This is a genomic window from Kitasatospora sp. NPDC048194 (genome assembly GCF_043202455.1).
Taxonomy (GTDB): Bacteria; Actinomycetota; Actinomycetes; order Streptomycetales; family Streptomycetaceae; genus Kitasatospora.
This window is the reverse complement of the sequence record NZ_JBIDAK010000023.1, coordinates 57,798-72,031: the sequence shown is the minus strand read 5'-3', so window position 1 is coordinate 72,031 and position 14,234 is coordinate 57,798. Positions and strand designations below refer to the sequence as shown.

The following is a 14,234-nucleotide window of genomic DNA, read 5'->3' as shown; positions in this document are numbered from 1 at the left end:
GCGCCGGGGGTGGGGCGTGTCGCCGGGGGGGTTGGGGGGGGGGGGGGGGGGGGGGGGGGCCGGCCCCCCCCCCCCCCCCGCCGGCCCCGCCCGCCCCCCCCCACCCCTCACCATCCCGTCAGCAGAGCTGCGTCGAGCCGGGACCAGCCTCGACGGGTGACACCCCGGCCGTCATCAGCGGCCGCCTCCGGCCGGTCCGACGACTCGGCCGCGACCCGGCCTCACTTCAGGTGTCGGCGGAAGAACCGGGCCGCGACGTCCGCCGCGAACTGCGGGACGCCGGTGTGCCCGCCCAGGTTGGCGTGCAGGGACTTCTCCCGGGAGCCGAAGGCGTCGAACAGGTCCAGGGCCGCCTGCCGGTCGTTCCCCTCGTCGTCCCACTGCAGCAGGACGTGCAAGGGGATGGAGACCCGCCTCGCCTCCTCGAACATGCTGCGCGGCACGTAGCTTCCGGCGAACAGTCCGGCGGCCCTGATGCGCGGCTCGACCACCGCCAGCCGGACGCCGATGGAGATCACTCCTCCCGAGTACCCGACCGGGCCGCCGATCCCGGGCAGTGACAGGAAGGCGTCCAGGGCGGCCTGCCACTCCGGGACCGCCTTGTCGACCAGCGGGAGGATGAGCGCGTCGACGACCTCGTCGCCGACCGGCTCGCCGGCCGCCTTCGCCCGGCGCAGGTCGGCGCGGGCCTGCTCGAGGACGGGCAGGCGGGGCCGGTCGCCGCTGCCGGGGAGTTCGATGGTGGCCGTGGCGAAGCCGTCCGCGGCGGACTGCCGGGCGCGGGCCACCAGTCGGGGGTACATCGTGCGCAGGCCGAGGGGAGGGTGGCCGAGGAGGATCAGCGGCACCGGTGCCGCTGCGGAGGCCGACGCCGGCGTCCACAGGAAGCCGGGGATCTCGCCCAGGGTGAATTCGCGTTCGAGGACGCCGTCGTCGAGGCGATGCTCGGAGGTGAACTGCACGGTCGTGCCTTTCGGGAGTGCACTGGAACGGCGCTCCCGGACGACGACCTGTCTATCGCCCGACCGTGACCCCGGAGGGGAGCACCCATGTCGATACTGCGTTCACGGGTACCACCTCCTCGGTCTGTCGCACGGCCTCCGGAAATGTAGCAGTGGCCCCCGCTCGTCCGTCAAACGGTTTCGCGGGCCGTCGGAGCCGAGCCGGATCCCAGGCGCCCGGGGCCGGCCCGCCCACCTGGGTCGACCGGTCCGAGAGGCAGGGCCTCCCCCGGGGGCACGGGCCCGCTCGGCGGCGGCCCTCAGGAGGAGCCGAGGCGGCGGCTGACTTCCTCCAGGTAGTCGTCGCCGTAGGCGGCGGCGACGTCCGCCAGGTCGATCATCGGCGGGAGGTCGGCCGTGGACTGGCGCTCGGCGAGGAAGGCGGCGGTTTCGGCCACGATCCGCTCCTCGTCCGTACGGGACAGGCGCAGCTGGTCCACGGTGGCCTCGGTCGCCTGGAAGCGGGAGCGGACGGCCTCGCCGGCGGCCGGGAAGCTCACGAGGTACTCGTGGTCGCCCAGGGGTTCGATCTGAATGTCGGCGGTCATGGTGGTGTCGCTTTCTCCGTTCCGGGCACGCGGGCCGGCCCCTCGGCGCGGCGGCCCCCTCGGCGCGGCGGCCGCCCCCTTGGGCTCCCAGCGCCTAACCGGCTCCCCGAGGTCGAAACGCGCGGCCCGGCGGCGCGGCGGCTCCTCCGGTGACCTGCGGCCGACCGGACCCGGCCGGAAGGACCGGTCAGGATTCGAGAAGCATCCCGGCCGGGGGCGCGCCTAGCGTTGCGGGCATGAACGACATCACCCTTCACTGGACCTTCCTCCCGCACACCGACCCCGAGGCCTCGCTCGCCTTCTACCGCGACCTGCTGGGCTTCGAGGTCCGCAACGACGTCGGCGGCGGCCCGATGCGGTGGATCACCGTCGGCCCCGCCGACCAGCCGGACGTCTCGCTGGTGCTGGAGCCGCCGGCCGCCGATCCGGGCGTCACCGAGGACGAGCGGCGTACCATCACGGAGATGATGGCCAAGGGGACGTACGCGCGGCTGGTGCTCGCCACCGCCGACCTGGACGGGGTCTTCGACCGGCTGAAGTCGGGCGGCGCCGAGCTCGTGCAGGAGCCGACCCAGCAGCCCTACGGCATCCGCGACTGCGCCTTCCGCGACCCCGCGGGCAACATGATCCGCTTCAACGAGGTCCGCTGAGCCTCCGCCCGCCCCGGGACCACCGTCCGGGGCGGGCCCCCTCATCCCCCTCGATCCACCTCCTCCAGCCCGCCCGACAGCCAGGGAGCGAAGACCACGATGGCCGAGCCGCACGTCGCCGACAGCCATGACCTGATCCGCGTGCACGGTGCCCGCGAGAACAACCTCAAGGACGTCAGCGTCGACATCCCCAAGCGCCGCCTGACCGTGTTCACGGGGGTCTCCGGCTCCGGCAAGAGCTCACTGGTCTTCGACACCATCGCCGCCGAGTCGCAGCGGCTGATCAACGAGACCTACAGCGCCTTCCTGCAGGGCTTCATGCCCACCCTCGCCCGCCCCGAGGTGGACGTCCTGGAGGGCCTGACCACCGCGATCATCGTCGACCAGCAGCGGATGGGCGCCGACCCGCGCTCCACCGTCGGCACCGCGACCGACGCCAACGCGATGCTGCGCGTCCTGTTCAGCCGGCTCGCCGAGCCGCACATCGGCTCCCCCAAGGCCTACTCCTTCAACGTCCCCTCGGTCAGCGGCGCCGGCGCGATCAGCTTCGAGCGCGGCGGCCGGACGGTCAAGGAGCGCCGCAGCTTCAGCATCACCGGCGGCATGTGCCCGCGCTGCGAGGGCCGCGGCAGCGTCTCCGACATCGACCTCACCCAGCTGTACGACGACAGCAAGTCGCTCTCCGAGGGCGCGATCACGATCCCCGGCTGGAAGCCGGACAGCTGGTGGACGGTCGGCGTCTACGCCAACTCGGGCTTCCTCGACCCGGACAAGCCGATCCGCGACTACACCAGGAGGGAGTTGCAGGACTTCCTGTACCGGGAGCCGATCAAGGTCAAGGTCAACGGCGTCAACCTCACCTACGAGGGCCTCGTCCCCAAGCTGCAGAAGTCCATGCTGTCCAAGGACAAGGACGCCCTGCAGCCGCACATCCGGGCCTTCGTGGAGCGCGCCGTCACCTTCGCCGTCTGCCCGGACTGCGACGGCACCCGGCTGAGCGAGGCCGCCCGCTCGTCCAGGATCGGCGAGGTGAGCATCGCCGACGCCTGCGCCATGCAGATCAGCGACCTCGCCGACTGGGTGCGCGGCCTGGACGAGCCGTCGGTGGCGCCGCTGCTCACCGCGCTCGGACAGACCCTCGACTCCTTCGTCGAGATCGGCCTCGGCTACCTCTCCCTCGACCGCCCCTCCGGCACCCTCTCCGGCGGTGAGGCGCAGCGGGTCAAGATGATCCGCCACCTCGGCTCCTCGCTCACCGACACCACGTACGTCTTCGACGAGCCCACCACCGGTCTGCACCCGCACGACATCAGCCGGATGAACGGCCTGCTGCTGCGCCTGCGGGACAAGGGCAACACGGTGCTGGTGGTGGAGCACAAGCCGCAGACCATCGCGATCGCCGACCACGTGGTGGACCTCGGACCGGGGGCGGGTACGGCGGGCGGCGCGGTCTGCTTCGAGGGCAGCGTGGACGGCCTGCGCACCAGCGGCACCGTCACCGGCCGCCACCTGGCCGACCGGGCGGCGCTGCGCGAGACCGTGCGCAAGCCCGTCGGCACGCTGGCGATCCGCGGGGCGAACACCCACAACCTGCGGGACGTGGACGTGGACGTGCCGCTCGGCGTGCTGACCGTGGTCACCGGTGTCGCCGGTTCCGGCAAGAGCTCGCTGATCCACGGCTCGATCCCGGCCGAGGAGGGCGTCGTCCACGTCGACCAGGGCGCGATCAAGGGCTCGCGCCGCAGCAACCCGGCGACGTACACCGGGCTGCTGGACCCGATCCGCAAGGCCTTCGCCAAGGCCAACGGCGTGAAGCCGGCCCTGTTCAGCGCCAACTCGGAGGGCGCGTGCCCGACCTGCAACGGTGCGGGCGTGGTCTTCACGGACCTGGCGATGATGGCCGGGGTGGCCACCACCTGCGAGGACTGCGAGGGCAGGCGCTACCAGGCCTCGGTGCTGGAGTACCGGCTCGGCGGCCGGGACATCAGCGAGGTGCTCGCGATGCCGGTGGCGGAGGCGGCGGAGTTCTTCGGCGCCGGTGAGGCCAAGCTGCCGGCCGCGCACCGGATCCTGGAGCGGCTGGTGGACGTCGGCCTGGGCTACCTGACCCTGGGGCAGCCGCTGACCACGCTGTCCGGCGGCGAGCGGCAGCGGCTGAAGCTGGCCACCCACATGGGGGACAAGGGCGGGGTCTACGTCCTCGACGAGCCGACCACCGGTCTGCACCTGGCCGACGTCGAGCAGCTGCTCGGGCTGCTGGACCGGTTGGTGGACTCCGGCAAGTCGGTGATCGTGATCGAGCACCACCTGGCGGTCATGGCGCACGCGGACTGGATCATCGACCTCGGTCCGGGTGCCGGCCACGACGGCGGCCGGGTGGTCTTCGAGGGCACCCCGGCGGAGTTGGTCGCGGCCCGCTCGACGCTGACCGGCGAGCACCTGGCGGAGTACGTGGCCGGCTGACCGCCGCTCGGACGGCGCCCTCCGCGATGGCGCGCTCCGCGATGGCGATCCCGCGCCGGAGCGGAGCGCGGACGGGCGGTGCAGCCGGACGTCAGTCCAGCGGGAGCGCCATCTCCAGGATCCGGGCCTCCGGGTCCAGCACGTACGGCGTCTCACCGCCGGTGTACTCGAAGCCGCGCCGCTCGTAGAACGCGGCGGCGCGGTGGTTCTCCTCGTGCACGCCGAGCAGCATCCGCCGCGCGCCGCCGGCCCGGGCCCAGTCGATCACGGCGTCCAGCAGGGCGTCGGCGACGCCGCGTTCGCGGCCCCGGTGGGCCGGGTCGACCCAGACGCCGATCAGGTCGACCGACCCGGGCTGGTCCTTGCTGGGGATCGACAGCATGGTGGCGACCCACTCGTCCGAGTCGTCCACGGCGACCAGGCCGATCTTCCCGGGCTCGTTGAGCCAGTCCGTGCGGGCCCGCCAGTTGCCCTCGCCCTGGTGCCGCGCGTACTCGTACGGTTCGCCGAACGCCATGGGCGTGTCGAGGAGTTGGGCCAGCCGCACCGTCCGCAGGCGCTGCCAGTCCTCGCGCCCGATCCGCTCGATCCGGTACCCCATGCCGTCCCGCCCCCGTTCCCGTCGCTCGTCACCCGGCGCCGGTCCTCGTCCGCCGACAGCCCTCGGCCGTCCACCGTCAGCCGTCGGCCGCCCGCCGGAACGCCCCCGCCGCCGGCGGTCACCGGCGGCGGAGGCAGCATAGCCGTACGGGGGATCAGGGCTTGATCCGGACCACCTGCGGGTCGTGGTCGCTGGCCTGGTGGGCGAACTCGGCGTTGATGTGCACCACGTCGTACTTGGCGTAGCCGACCTCGGGGCTGACCAGGATGTGGTCCAGCACCTGCGAGTTGCCCTGGTAGACGTACGAGTACTGCTCCGTCTCCGGCAGCTCGTTCACCAGGTCGCGCAGCACGCCGTCCTTGGTCAGCGCGGCCAGTGCGGGCGAGAACTGGTAGTCGTTGAAGTCGCCGAGCGAGACGACCTTCGCCTCCTTGTCGGCGGCGAGCAGCTTGGCGACGAAGGCCTGCTCGACGGTGGCCTGCCTCATCCGCTGCACCTCGGAGCTGCGGACGGGCTGCTGGAAGCGGCTGTCGATGCCCTGGTCGCCACCCTTGCTGTTGAAGTGGTTGGCGATCACGAACACCTTCTGGCCGCGGAAGGCGAACTGGCCGACGAGCGGCTTGCGGCTGTTGGTCCAGGCCTCGTCGGTGGGCTCGATCCGGCCGGGCGAGGCGGTCAGCGAGGTGGCCGCGCCGGTGCCGGTGACGCCGACGGCGGTGGTGGCGTCGCCGCCCGCGATGTCGGTGAAGGAGACCCGCTGCGGGTTGAACAGGAAGACCTGGCGGATGTTGCCGCCGGGCTCACCGCCGTCCTTGCCGTCCTGGGGGTCGATCGAGCGCCAGTCGTAGGCGGGGCCGCCGGCCGCCTTGATCGCGGCGATGAACTTGGCGACGGTCCGGCTCGCGTCGACCGTGCCGTCGTTCTTGGCGCCGTTGTCGTCCTGGATCTCCTCCAGGGCGACGATGTCCGGCGAGCGCAGGTTGGTGACGACGCCCTGGGCCAGCTCGGCGAACTTGGCGTCCGGATTGTTCGGCGCCAGGTTCTCCACGTTGTAGGTGGCGAGGGTGAGTTCGCGGTCGCTCGGCTGGGCGGTGACCTCGCGCTGGAGGTGGTTGTCCTTCAGGGTGCCCATGGTGCCGGCGACGAGGGTGTAGCCGCCGAAGGCGTTGTAGTCCAGCGGACCGGTGGTGGTGCCGGTCAGCTCGTCGCCGACGTTGGCCACCGGGAAGGGCTGCTGGGAGGCCGGGGCCTGCTGCTGCACCATCAGGCGGCCGACGTTGGGCTCGCGGTAGGACTCGTACAGCACGCCGCCGCGCTTGCTGCGCTGGTCCTGGCGGTCCGCGGCGACCCACAGCTCGTCGTACTTGTCGGTCGCCTGTATGACGCGGACGTCCTTGACCTGGACGAGCATGCCCTCCAGGGACTCGTAGAAGTCCAGGGCGTACTTCTCCGGATTGAGCGGCACCTGGTTGACGGTGCCGTCGGGGCCGGCCGGCGGGGCGTAGGTGCCGGGGATGTCGCGGGTGTCGACGACCACGGGGGCGGGCAGCGGGTTGCCGGAGGAGACGACGGTGACGGCCGGGCCGGAGAGCTCGGTGACGGACTGCGAGCCGCCGGAGTAGCTCGGGTAGTACTCGCTGACCTTGCCGCTCACCAGCACCGAGTCGCCGACCTTGACCGTCGGGTTGCCGCCGGTGAAGACGAAGACGCCCTCGCTGGTGGCCGGGTCGGCGTCCGGGTTCGGGTCCTGCATCCAGAAGCCCTTGGAGCTGCCGTACGCGCGGACGCCGGTGACGATCCCGGGCACGCCGGTGACGGGCTTGCCGGCCTGCGGGGAGAGCCGGGTGGTGCCCTGGACGTCGTGGATCCGCAGTGGCCCGGCCTCGGTCGGGGCCGGCGGAGCGGCCGTCGCCGCGCCGGCCGCGTTCGCCACCGGCAGCGGGACGAGCACCAGCGAGGCGGCCAGCGAGGCGGGGACGAGGGAGGCGCGCAGCAGGGCGGCTCTGCGCGGACGGGGCGCGGGGGCGGTGGTCACCGGGTGACTCCTAGCTCCGCCGTACGGCACGGCTCGGTGCCCGGCGGTCGGGGGCAGCGCGCGTCACGCGGGCGGCCGCCGGTGCGGCCGGAGCCGCACGGGCAGCAGCGGGCGCTACTCGCGTAGAGACGACGTGGGGAAAAGCGGGAGACGGATGCCGTCTCCCGCGACGCCTTCAAGATACGCGCGTAGAAAATGACCCGACAAGACCCCGTCAGTGAACTGTCGGTTCCCGCCGGATGACATGAGGGCGCGTCAACCCGGCCCGCTCCCAGCGGGATCCCAGCTTTCCCCCAGCAACGCCCGGCGCCGCGCGCCGTCCTGCGGCATTCCCGCGCTTTTCCTCAGTTCTGTCCGATCCGCTCCACGATCAGCTCGCACAACTCGTGGGTGCGCAGCGCGTCGTGGGCGTCCAGGGTCCTCCCGGCGCGGACGGCGTCCAGGAAGGCCAGCACGCACTGCTCGATGCCGCGCTGGCGGGCGACGGACACCCAGTCGCCGCGCCGCCGGACGGTGGGCTGGCCCCGGTGGTCGATCACCTCGGCGAGGTTGCGCACCTCGCGCTTGGAGTCGCCGCCGGAGACCTCCAGCACCTCTTCGGTGGAGCCCGAGACCCGGTTCATGATGCCCAGCGCGGTGAAGCCCTCCCCGCCGAGGGTGAGCACCAGGTGCTCGACCAGCCCGTCCCGGGTGCGGGCCCGGACGTCCACGTGCTCGATCTCGCCTGGGGCGAGGAAGCGCAGCAGGTCCACCACGTGGATGAAGTCGTCGTAGACCAGCGTGCGGGCGGCCTCGGCCAGGCCCTCGCGGTTCTTCTGCAGCACGATCAGGTCGCGCGGCCGCTCCTTGGCCTGGACGTACCCGGGCGCGTACCGCCGGTTGAAGCCGACCATCAGCGAGCGGCCGGTGCGGTCGGCGAGCCCGACCAGCCGGCGGGCGCCGTCCAGGGTCTGGTCCAGCGGCTTGTCCACGTAGACGTCCACCCCGGCGGTGAGCAGCTGCTCGACGATCGGCACGTGCTGGTCGGTCGCCGCGTGCACGAAGGCGGCTCGGATGCCGCTGCCGATCAGCTCGCCCAGGTCGGTGAACCGGTGCTCGGCGCCGATCCGGTGCGCCTCGCCGATCCGGTCCAGCTTGGCCCGGTCCCGGGTCATCAGCCGCAGGTCCAGCCCGGGCAGCGCGGTGAGCACCGGCAGGTAGGCCTTCTGCGCGATGTCGCCCAGGCCGATCACCCCGACGGGGAGCCGGGGGTCGGTGGGGCCGGTCTCGGTCATGCTCTCTCCTGCCGGTGCTGCTGGTACGGGCGATCTTCCGCACCCACCCTAGGGCCCGGCCGGCGCGGGCCGGGCAGCGGAGGCCGGGCGCCGACCCGTACAGCCGGGGCGCCGACCGGTACGTCCGACCAGGGGGCCGCGAAGAACCGCCCTACGCCCCGGCGGCGGCCGCCCGGGCGAGGCTGTCCAGCACCGGGCGGATCAGCGGGTGCCCGTCGGCGCCCGCCCGGACGGCCGCGAAGACCCGCCGGGTGGCGAGATCGCTGTCCACCGGCCGCACGGCGACCCGGGCCAGGTCCACGCCGCGCAGCGCCGACCGGGGCACCAGGGCGACACCGGAGCCGGCCGAGGCGAGCGCCACCACGGCGCGGAAGTCGTCGGAGGAGTGCAGCAGCCGGGGCTGGAAGCCGGCGTGCTCGCAGGCCAGCAGCACCACGTCGTGGCAGGGGTTGCCCGGGTAGGGGCCGATCCAGGGCTCGTCGGCCAGCGCGGCGACGGCGAGCGGGCCCTCCTCGGCGGCCAGCGGGTGGGCCAGCGGCAGGACGGCCTCGAAGGGCTCGGCGTACAGCGGGACCCTGGTCAGCCGGGCGTCGTCGGCGCGCGGAGCGCCCCGGTACTCGACGGCGACCGCGAGGTCGGCGCGACCGTCCAGCACCATCGGCAGGCTGGCGTCCCCCTCGGCGTCCAGCACCTTGAGCCGCACCCCGGGCGCGCGCTCGGCTAGCAGGCCGATCGCGGGGGCGAGCACGTGCGAGATGCCGGTGGCGAAGGACGCGACGGTGACCTCGCCCGCGATGCCCGCGCTGTACGCGGCGAGGTCGGCCTCGGCGCGCTCCAACTGGGCCAGTACGGCGTCGGCGTGGCCGAGCAGGATCTCCCCGGCGGCGGTCAGCCGCACGCCCCGTCCCTCGCGGGCCAGCAGGTGGTGGCCGGTCTCCTGCTCCAGGGCGGCCAGCTGCTGGGAGACCGCGGAGGGGGTCAGGTAGAGGGCCGCCGCCGCGGCGGTCACGGTGCGGTGGTCCGCCACGGCCCGCAGGGTCCGCAGCCGTCGTGCGTCGATCACGGACCAATTCTGCCAGCGCGGCCGGGTGGAACGGACCGGAGCGCCCCGGCGGCGGGACCGGGCTCGGGGCGGCCGGCCCGCCGCGGACCGCGAACGGGGGTGGGGCGCCGGCGGCGGGCCGGTGCCCCACCCCCGCGGCGGGAGGGTGTGACAGGTGGTCGCTGGGCCCTGCGGCGCGGGCGCATCGATTCGCCCGCGCCGCAGGGCGGCTGTGAGCCCGCGGGCCGGTCCGGTTCCGAGCGGTCCGGCCCGCGGGCGGTCGGTGCGGGCCCCTGCCGGGCCCGGCGGCGGGAAGGGGCCTCAGTCCCCCAGCGCGGCGCGGGCGTCCACGAAGGCCGCGACGGCGCGCTCGACGTCCTCGGTGGAGTGGGCCGCGGACAGCTGCACCCGGATCCGGGCCTGGCCGTGCGGGACCACCGGGTAGGAGAAGCCGATCACGTACACCCCGCGCTCCAGCAGGAGTTCGGCGAGCCGGCCGGCCCGGGCCGCGTCGCCGATCATCACCGGGGCGATCGGGTGGTCGCCGGGCAGGATCTCGAACCCGGCCTCGGTCATCCTGGTGCGGAACAGCGCGGTGTTGGCCGCCAGCCGCTCGCGCAGTTCGCTGGACCGCTCGACCAGGTCGAGCACCTTCAGCGAGGCCGCCGCGATCACCGGGGCCAGGGAGTTGGAGAACAGGTACGGGCGCGAACGCTGGCGCAGCAGGGCGACGATCTCGCGGCGGGCGGCGACGTAGCCGCCGGAGGCGCCGCCGAGCGCCTTGCCGAGCGTGCCGGTGATGATGTCCACCCGGTCCATCACGCCGTGCAGTTCGGGGGTGCCGCGGCCGCCCGCGCCGACGAAGCCGACGGCGTGCGAGTCGTCGACCATGACCATGGCGTCGTAGCGGTCGGCCAGGTCGCAGATCTCCCGCAGCGGGGCGACGTAGCCGTCCATCGAGAAGACGCCGTCGGTGACGATCAGGCGGCGGCGGGCGTCCTGGGTGTCCTGGAGCTGCTTCTCCAGGTCGGCCATGTCGCGGTTGGCGTAGCGGTGGCGGCGCGCCTTGCTGAGCCGGATGCCGTCGATGATGCTGGCGTGGTTGAGCGCGTCCGAGATGACGGCGTCGCGGTCGTCCAGCAGGGTCTCGAAGACGCCGCCGTTGGCGTCGAAGCAGGAGGAGTAGAGGATCGTGTCCTCCTGGCCGAGGAAGGCCGAGAGGCGGTCCTCCAGCTCCTTGTGCACGTCCTGGGTGCCGCAGATGAAGCGGACCGAGGCCATGCCGTAGCCCCAGCGGTCCAGGGCGTCCTTGGCCGCGGCGAGCACCTCGGGGTGGTCGGCCAGGCCGAGGTAGTTGTTGGCGCAGAAGTTCAGCACCTCGCCCGGGCGGCCGCCGGCGGTGACGGTGACCGCGGCGCTCTGCGGGGTGCCGATGACCCGCTCGGGCTTGAACAGGCCGGCCTCGCGGATCTCGTCGAGGGTGGTGGCGATGTCGGCGCGCACGTTGTCGAACACAACAGGCTCCTTTGGCGTCGGCGGAGTGGCTCAGGCGGTCCAGTCGAGGATGATCTTGCCGCAGTTGCCGCTCGCGGCGTCGTCGAAGGCGGCCTCGAAGTCGTCGGCGGCGTACCGCCCGGTGATCACCGGGCTGAGGTCCAGGCCGCCCTCCAGCAGCACGGACATCGCATACCAGGTCTCGAACATCTCGCGGCCGTAGATGCCCTTGATGGTGATCATCGAGGTGACGATCGAGGCCCAGTCCACCGGGAACTGCTCGGCAGGCAGGCCGAGCATGGCGATCTTCCCGCCGTGGGTCATGTTGGCGATCATCGACTGCATGGCCTCGGGGCGGCCGGACATCTCCAGGCCGACGTCGAAGCCCTCGCGCAGGCCCAGCTTCTGCTGGCCCTCCTCGATGGTGTGCTCGGCGACGTTGAGGGCCAGCGTCACGCCCACCTCGCGGGCGAGGTCCAGGCGGTACGGCGAGACGTCGGTGATCATGACGTTGCGGGCACCGGCGTGCTTGGCGACGGCGGCGGCCATGATGCCGATCGGGCCGGCACCGGTGACCAGCACGTCCTCGCCGACCAGCGGGAAGGACAGCGCGGTGTGCACGGCGTTGCCGAAGGGGTCGAAGATCGCGGCCACGTCCAGGTCCACCGGCACCCGGTGCACCCAGACGTTGGAGGCGGGCAGCGCCACGTACTCGGCGAAGGCGCCGTCGCGGTTGACGCCGAGGCCGACGGTGTTGCGGCACAGGTGGCGGCGGCCGGCCAGGCAGTTGCGGCACTTGCCGCAGACCAGGTGGCCCTCGCCGCTCACCAGGTCGCCGACCGCGATGTCCCCGACGCCGGCACCGACCTCGGCGACCTCGCCGACGAACTCGTGGCCGAGCACCAGCGGGGTCCTGATGGTCTGCTGCGCCCAGCCGTCCCACTTGCGGATGTGCAGGTCGGTGCCGCAGATGCCGGTCCGCAGCACCTTGATCAGCACCTCGCCGGGGCCGATCTCGGGCTTCGGGACGTCGATCATCCAGAGGCCGGGCTCGGCCTTCTGCTTGACGAGTGCCTTCACGGGCGACGGCTCCTGACGTGCGGGTGGGACGGCCTTCGAGGGTCGGGCAGGCCGCGGGCCCGGTCCGCCCCGCTGTTCGCGGCGGCGCTCCGGCAGGCAGAAATCTGCCTGGTCAGAGCGGGTGCGGTCCATCGAGGAATTCTTAAGGGCGGCCACAGCTGGGCTGAACGATCGTGCCCGAGCCCGGACCGGGGGCGGGGACGGCATGCCGGTGCTCACCCGTTCGGTCGAGCGCGGGACACCCGCCGCGACACCAACGGTCCGCCCGACCCGGGTACTTGACGGCGCGCCGCCAGCCGGATCCGGCCACTCGGGTGGGGTTCGGTCCGTTCGGGCCAGCAGCGGGACGGCTGCCGCGCGGGCGCCCGGGGACGGTGCTTACGGTGGCGGCGCTCCCCCGCGGCTCCGTGGAGCAGCTCTCCGGGGCCGTTCCGCCAAGGGGCCGCCCGGCCCCCGGAAAGGGGCCGCCCGCCCCAGAGAGGCGCTCCCGCCACATGACCAAGACCCGACGGCCGCGCCCGGCCGCCTCCCCCTCCGCCGGTCGCGCGACCGCCGCCGCCCTGGCCCTGACCGGGCTGCTCGCGACCGCGGCGTGCTCCGGTGGCTCCCAGTCCGCGCAGCGGGCCGCCGACCCCGCGGTCACCGCCCAGCCGGCCGCGCTCAGCCCGTCCGCGAGCTCCGGCTCCCCGGGCACCTCCTCCTCGGGCAGCGCCTCCTCCAACGCGGTGGTGCAGCTGACCCCCGCCGTGACCGCCCAGCTGGACGACGCGATCCAGCGGGTGATGAACCAGGCCGGCGTCCCCGGCATCTCGGTCGGGATCATCACGCCGAGCGGCACCTACCAGAAGTCCTTCGGTGTCTCCGACAAGACCGCCCGGACGCCGATGGACCCCGGGCTCTTCTCCCGCATCGGCAGCGAGACCAAGACCTTCACCGCCACCGCCGTGCTGCGCCTGGTGGACCAGGGCAAGGTGGGCCTGGACGACCCGATCTCGAAGTACGTGGACGGCGTGCCCGGCGGCGACGCGATCACCGTCCGCCAGCTCGGCGAGATGCGCAGCGGCCTGTTCCCGTACAGCTCCGACCCGGACTTCGTGAACGCGCTGATCAACGACCCCAACCGGACGTTCACCCCGGATCAGCTGCTCGCCTACGGGTACAAGCACCCCGCGGTGTTCCCGCCCGGCACCAGGTACCAGTACAACAACAGCAACTACATCCTGCTGGGCAAGCTGATCGAGAAGGTCGGCGGCCAGAGTGTGGGCGACTTCCTCAAGGGCCAGGTGTTCACGCCGGCCTCGCTGGACAAGACCAGCTTCCCGACCGACGCGAGCCTGCCCGACCCGCACTCGCACGGCTACACCAACCAGACGCCCGACGGGTCGATCCAGGACGCCACCAACTGGAACCCGTCCTGGGCCTGGACCGCCGGCGCCGTCATCACCACCCTCGGCGACCTGGAGAGCTGGGCGAAGACCGTCGCCACCGGCGCCATCGTGAGCCCGTCCGCCCAGGCGGAGCGCCTGAAGATGCTGCCGACCGGCGACGCGGGCGTCACCTACGGCTTCGGGCTGTTCAACAACGGCGGGTGGATCGGGCACAACGGGTCGATGCCGGGGTACGAGAGCGTGGCCGTGTACCTGCCGCAGGCGCAGGCCACGATGGCGATGCTGCTCAACACCGACGTGATCGCCCAGGGGCAGGAGCCGTCCACCTTGTTCGCGAACGAGATCACCAAGATCATCTCCCCGAAGAACCTCTACGCGCTCCCGGCGGAGACCGCCTCGCCGTCGCCCTCGGGTTCCTCCTCCGGCTCGTCCGGGTCGGCGTCCGGATCCGCGTCCGGCAGCGCTTCGCCGTCCCAGCCGACCGGCAGTGCGTCCTCCACCGTGCGGGCCTGAGCCCCACGCCCGGTCCGCACACTCCGACCGCGCGCCGCGGGGCCCCCCCGGCCCCCCCCGCGGGCCCCCCCCCCCGGGGGGGGGGCGGCCCCCCCCCCCGGGGGCCCGGGGCACCCCCCCCCCCCCCCCCCGCGGGGGGACGCAG

General features: G+C 73.2%; 11 protein-coding genes. 3 read left to right on the top strand and 8 right to left on the bottom strand.

Features of this window, described 5'->3' with window-relative positions; genetic code table 11:
* Window positions 1–221 precede the first annotated feature (221 nt).
* Together ACGF07_RS25195 and ACGF07_RS25190 are read right to left on the bottom strand one after the other, a co-directional pair.
* Window positions 222–962, bottom strand: a complete 741-nt coding sequence (locus tag ACGF07_RS25195) for an alpha/beta hydrolase (protein ID WP_392902195.1) — start codon at window positions 960–962, stop codon at window positions 222–224.
* Window positions 963–1,261: 299 nt separating this feature from the next.
* Window positions 1,262–1,549, bottom strand: coding sequence for a hypothetical protein (locus ACGF07_RS25190; protein WP_392902193.1), 288 nt, complete (start codon window positions 1,547–1,549; stop codon window positions 1,262–1,264).
* Window positions 1,550–1,785: 236 nt separating this feature from the next.
* Here ACGF07_RS25190 and ACGF07_RS25185 point away from each other — a divergent pair, with 236 nt between their 5' ends.
* Complete coding sequence (locus ACGF07_RS25185; protein WP_350749791.1) at window positions 1,786–2,199, top strand: VOC family protein; 414 nt, start codon at window positions 1,786–1,788, stop codon at window positions 2,197–2,199.
* Between the two features lie 99 nt (window positions 2,200–2,298).
* A complete protein-coding gene (locus tag ACGF07_RS25180; protein ID WP_392902191.1) occupies window positions 2,299–4,662 on the top strand; it encodes an ATP-binding cassette domain-containing protein in 2,364 nt (787 codons plus the stop codon).
* 91 nt (window positions 4,663–4,753) lie between these two features.
* On the opposite strand, the gene ACGF07_RS25175 is transcribed toward ACGF07_RS25180, so the two are convergent.
* The 6 genes from ACGF07_RS25175 to tdh all read right to left on the bottom strand — a co-directional run bounded on the left by ACGF07_RS25175 (window position 4,754) and on the right by tdh (window position 12,188).
* Window positions 4,754–5,263 carry a GNAT family N-acetyltransferase gene (locus tag ACGF07_RS25175; protein ID WP_392902189.1) on the bottom strand — a complete coding sequence of 170 codons (510 nt, stop codon included), beginning with the start codon at window positions 5,261–5,263 and terminating at the stop codon, window positions 4,754–4,756.
* A gap of 154 nt (window positions 5,264–5,417) precedes the next feature.
* Window positions 5,418–7,298, bottom strand: a complete 1,881-nt coding sequence (locus ACGF07_RS25170; RefSeq protein WP_350749905.1) for an endonuclease/exonuclease/phosphatase family protein — start codon at window positions 7,296–7,298, stop codon at window positions 5,418–5,420.
* Between the two features lie 344 nt (window positions 7,299–7,642).
* Window positions 7,643–8,572, bottom strand: a complete 930-nt coding sequence (locus ACGF07_RS25165; RefSeq protein ID WP_392902187.1) for a Gfo/Idh/MocA family protein — start codon at window positions 8,570–8,572, stop codon at window positions 7,643–7,645.
* A 151-nt stretch (window positions 8,573–8,723) separates the two neighbouring features.
* The gene (locus tag ACGF07_RS25160; protein ID WP_350750397.1) at window positions 8,724–9,635 is read right to left on the bottom strand and encodes a LysR family transcriptional regulator; all 912 of its coding nucleotides are present in this window, start codon (window positions 9,633–9,635) and stop codon (window positions 8,724–8,726) included.
* A gap of 300 nt (window positions 9,636–9,935) precedes the next feature.
* On the bottom strand, window positions 9,936–11,129 hold the full coding sequence (locus tag ACGF07_RS25155) for a glycine C-acetyltransferase (protein WP_350749848.1): 1,194 nt from the start codon (window positions 11,127–11,129) through the stop codon (window positions 9,936–9,938).
* A 30-nt stretch (window positions 11,130–11,159) separates the two neighbouring features.
* Window positions 11,160–12,188, bottom strand: a complete 1,029-nt coding sequence (tdh, locus tag ACGF07_RS25150; RefSeq protein WP_350749845.1) for an L-threonine 3-dehydrogenase — start codon at window positions 12,186–12,188, stop codon at window positions 11,160–11,162.
* A 494-nt stretch (window positions 12,189–12,682) separates the two neighbouring features.
* Between tdh and ACGF07_RS25145 the strand changes: the two genes are divergently transcribed.
* On the top strand, window positions 12,683–14,089 hold the full coding sequence (locus tag ACGF07_RS25145) for a serine hydrolase domain-containing protein (protein ID WP_392902184.1): 1,407 nt from the start codon (window positions 12,683–12,685) through the stop codon (window positions 14,087–14,089).
* Window positions 14,090–14,234 lie beyond the last annotated feature (145 nt).

Bases quoted from the DNA above. Each gene is read 5' to 3' on its own strand.
- ACGF07_RS25190 (WP_392902193.1), bottom strand. From the start codon at position 1,549: ATGACCGCCGACATTCAGATCGAACCCCTGGGCGACCACGAGTACCTC.
- ACGF07_RS25185 (WP_350749791.1), top strand. From the start codon at position 1,786: ATGAACGACATCACCCTTCACTGGACCTTCCTCCCGCACACCGACCCC.
- ACGF07_RS25180 (WP_392902191.1), top strand. From the start codon at position 2,299: ATGGCCGAGCCGCACGTCGCCGACAGCCATGACCTGATCCGCGTGCAC.
- ACGF07_RS25175 (WP_392902189.1), bottom strand. From the start codon at position 5,263: ATGGGGTACCGGATCGAGCGGATCGGGCGCGAGGACTGGCAGCGCCTG.
- ACGF07_RS25165 (WP_392902187.1), bottom strand. From the start codon at position 8,572: ATGACCGAGACCGGCCCCACCGACCCCCGGCTCCCCGTCGGGGTGATC.
- ACGF07_RS25145 (WP_392902184.1), top strand. From the start codon at position 12,683: ATGACCAAGACCCGACGGCCGCGCCCGGCCGCCTCCCCCTCCGCCGGT.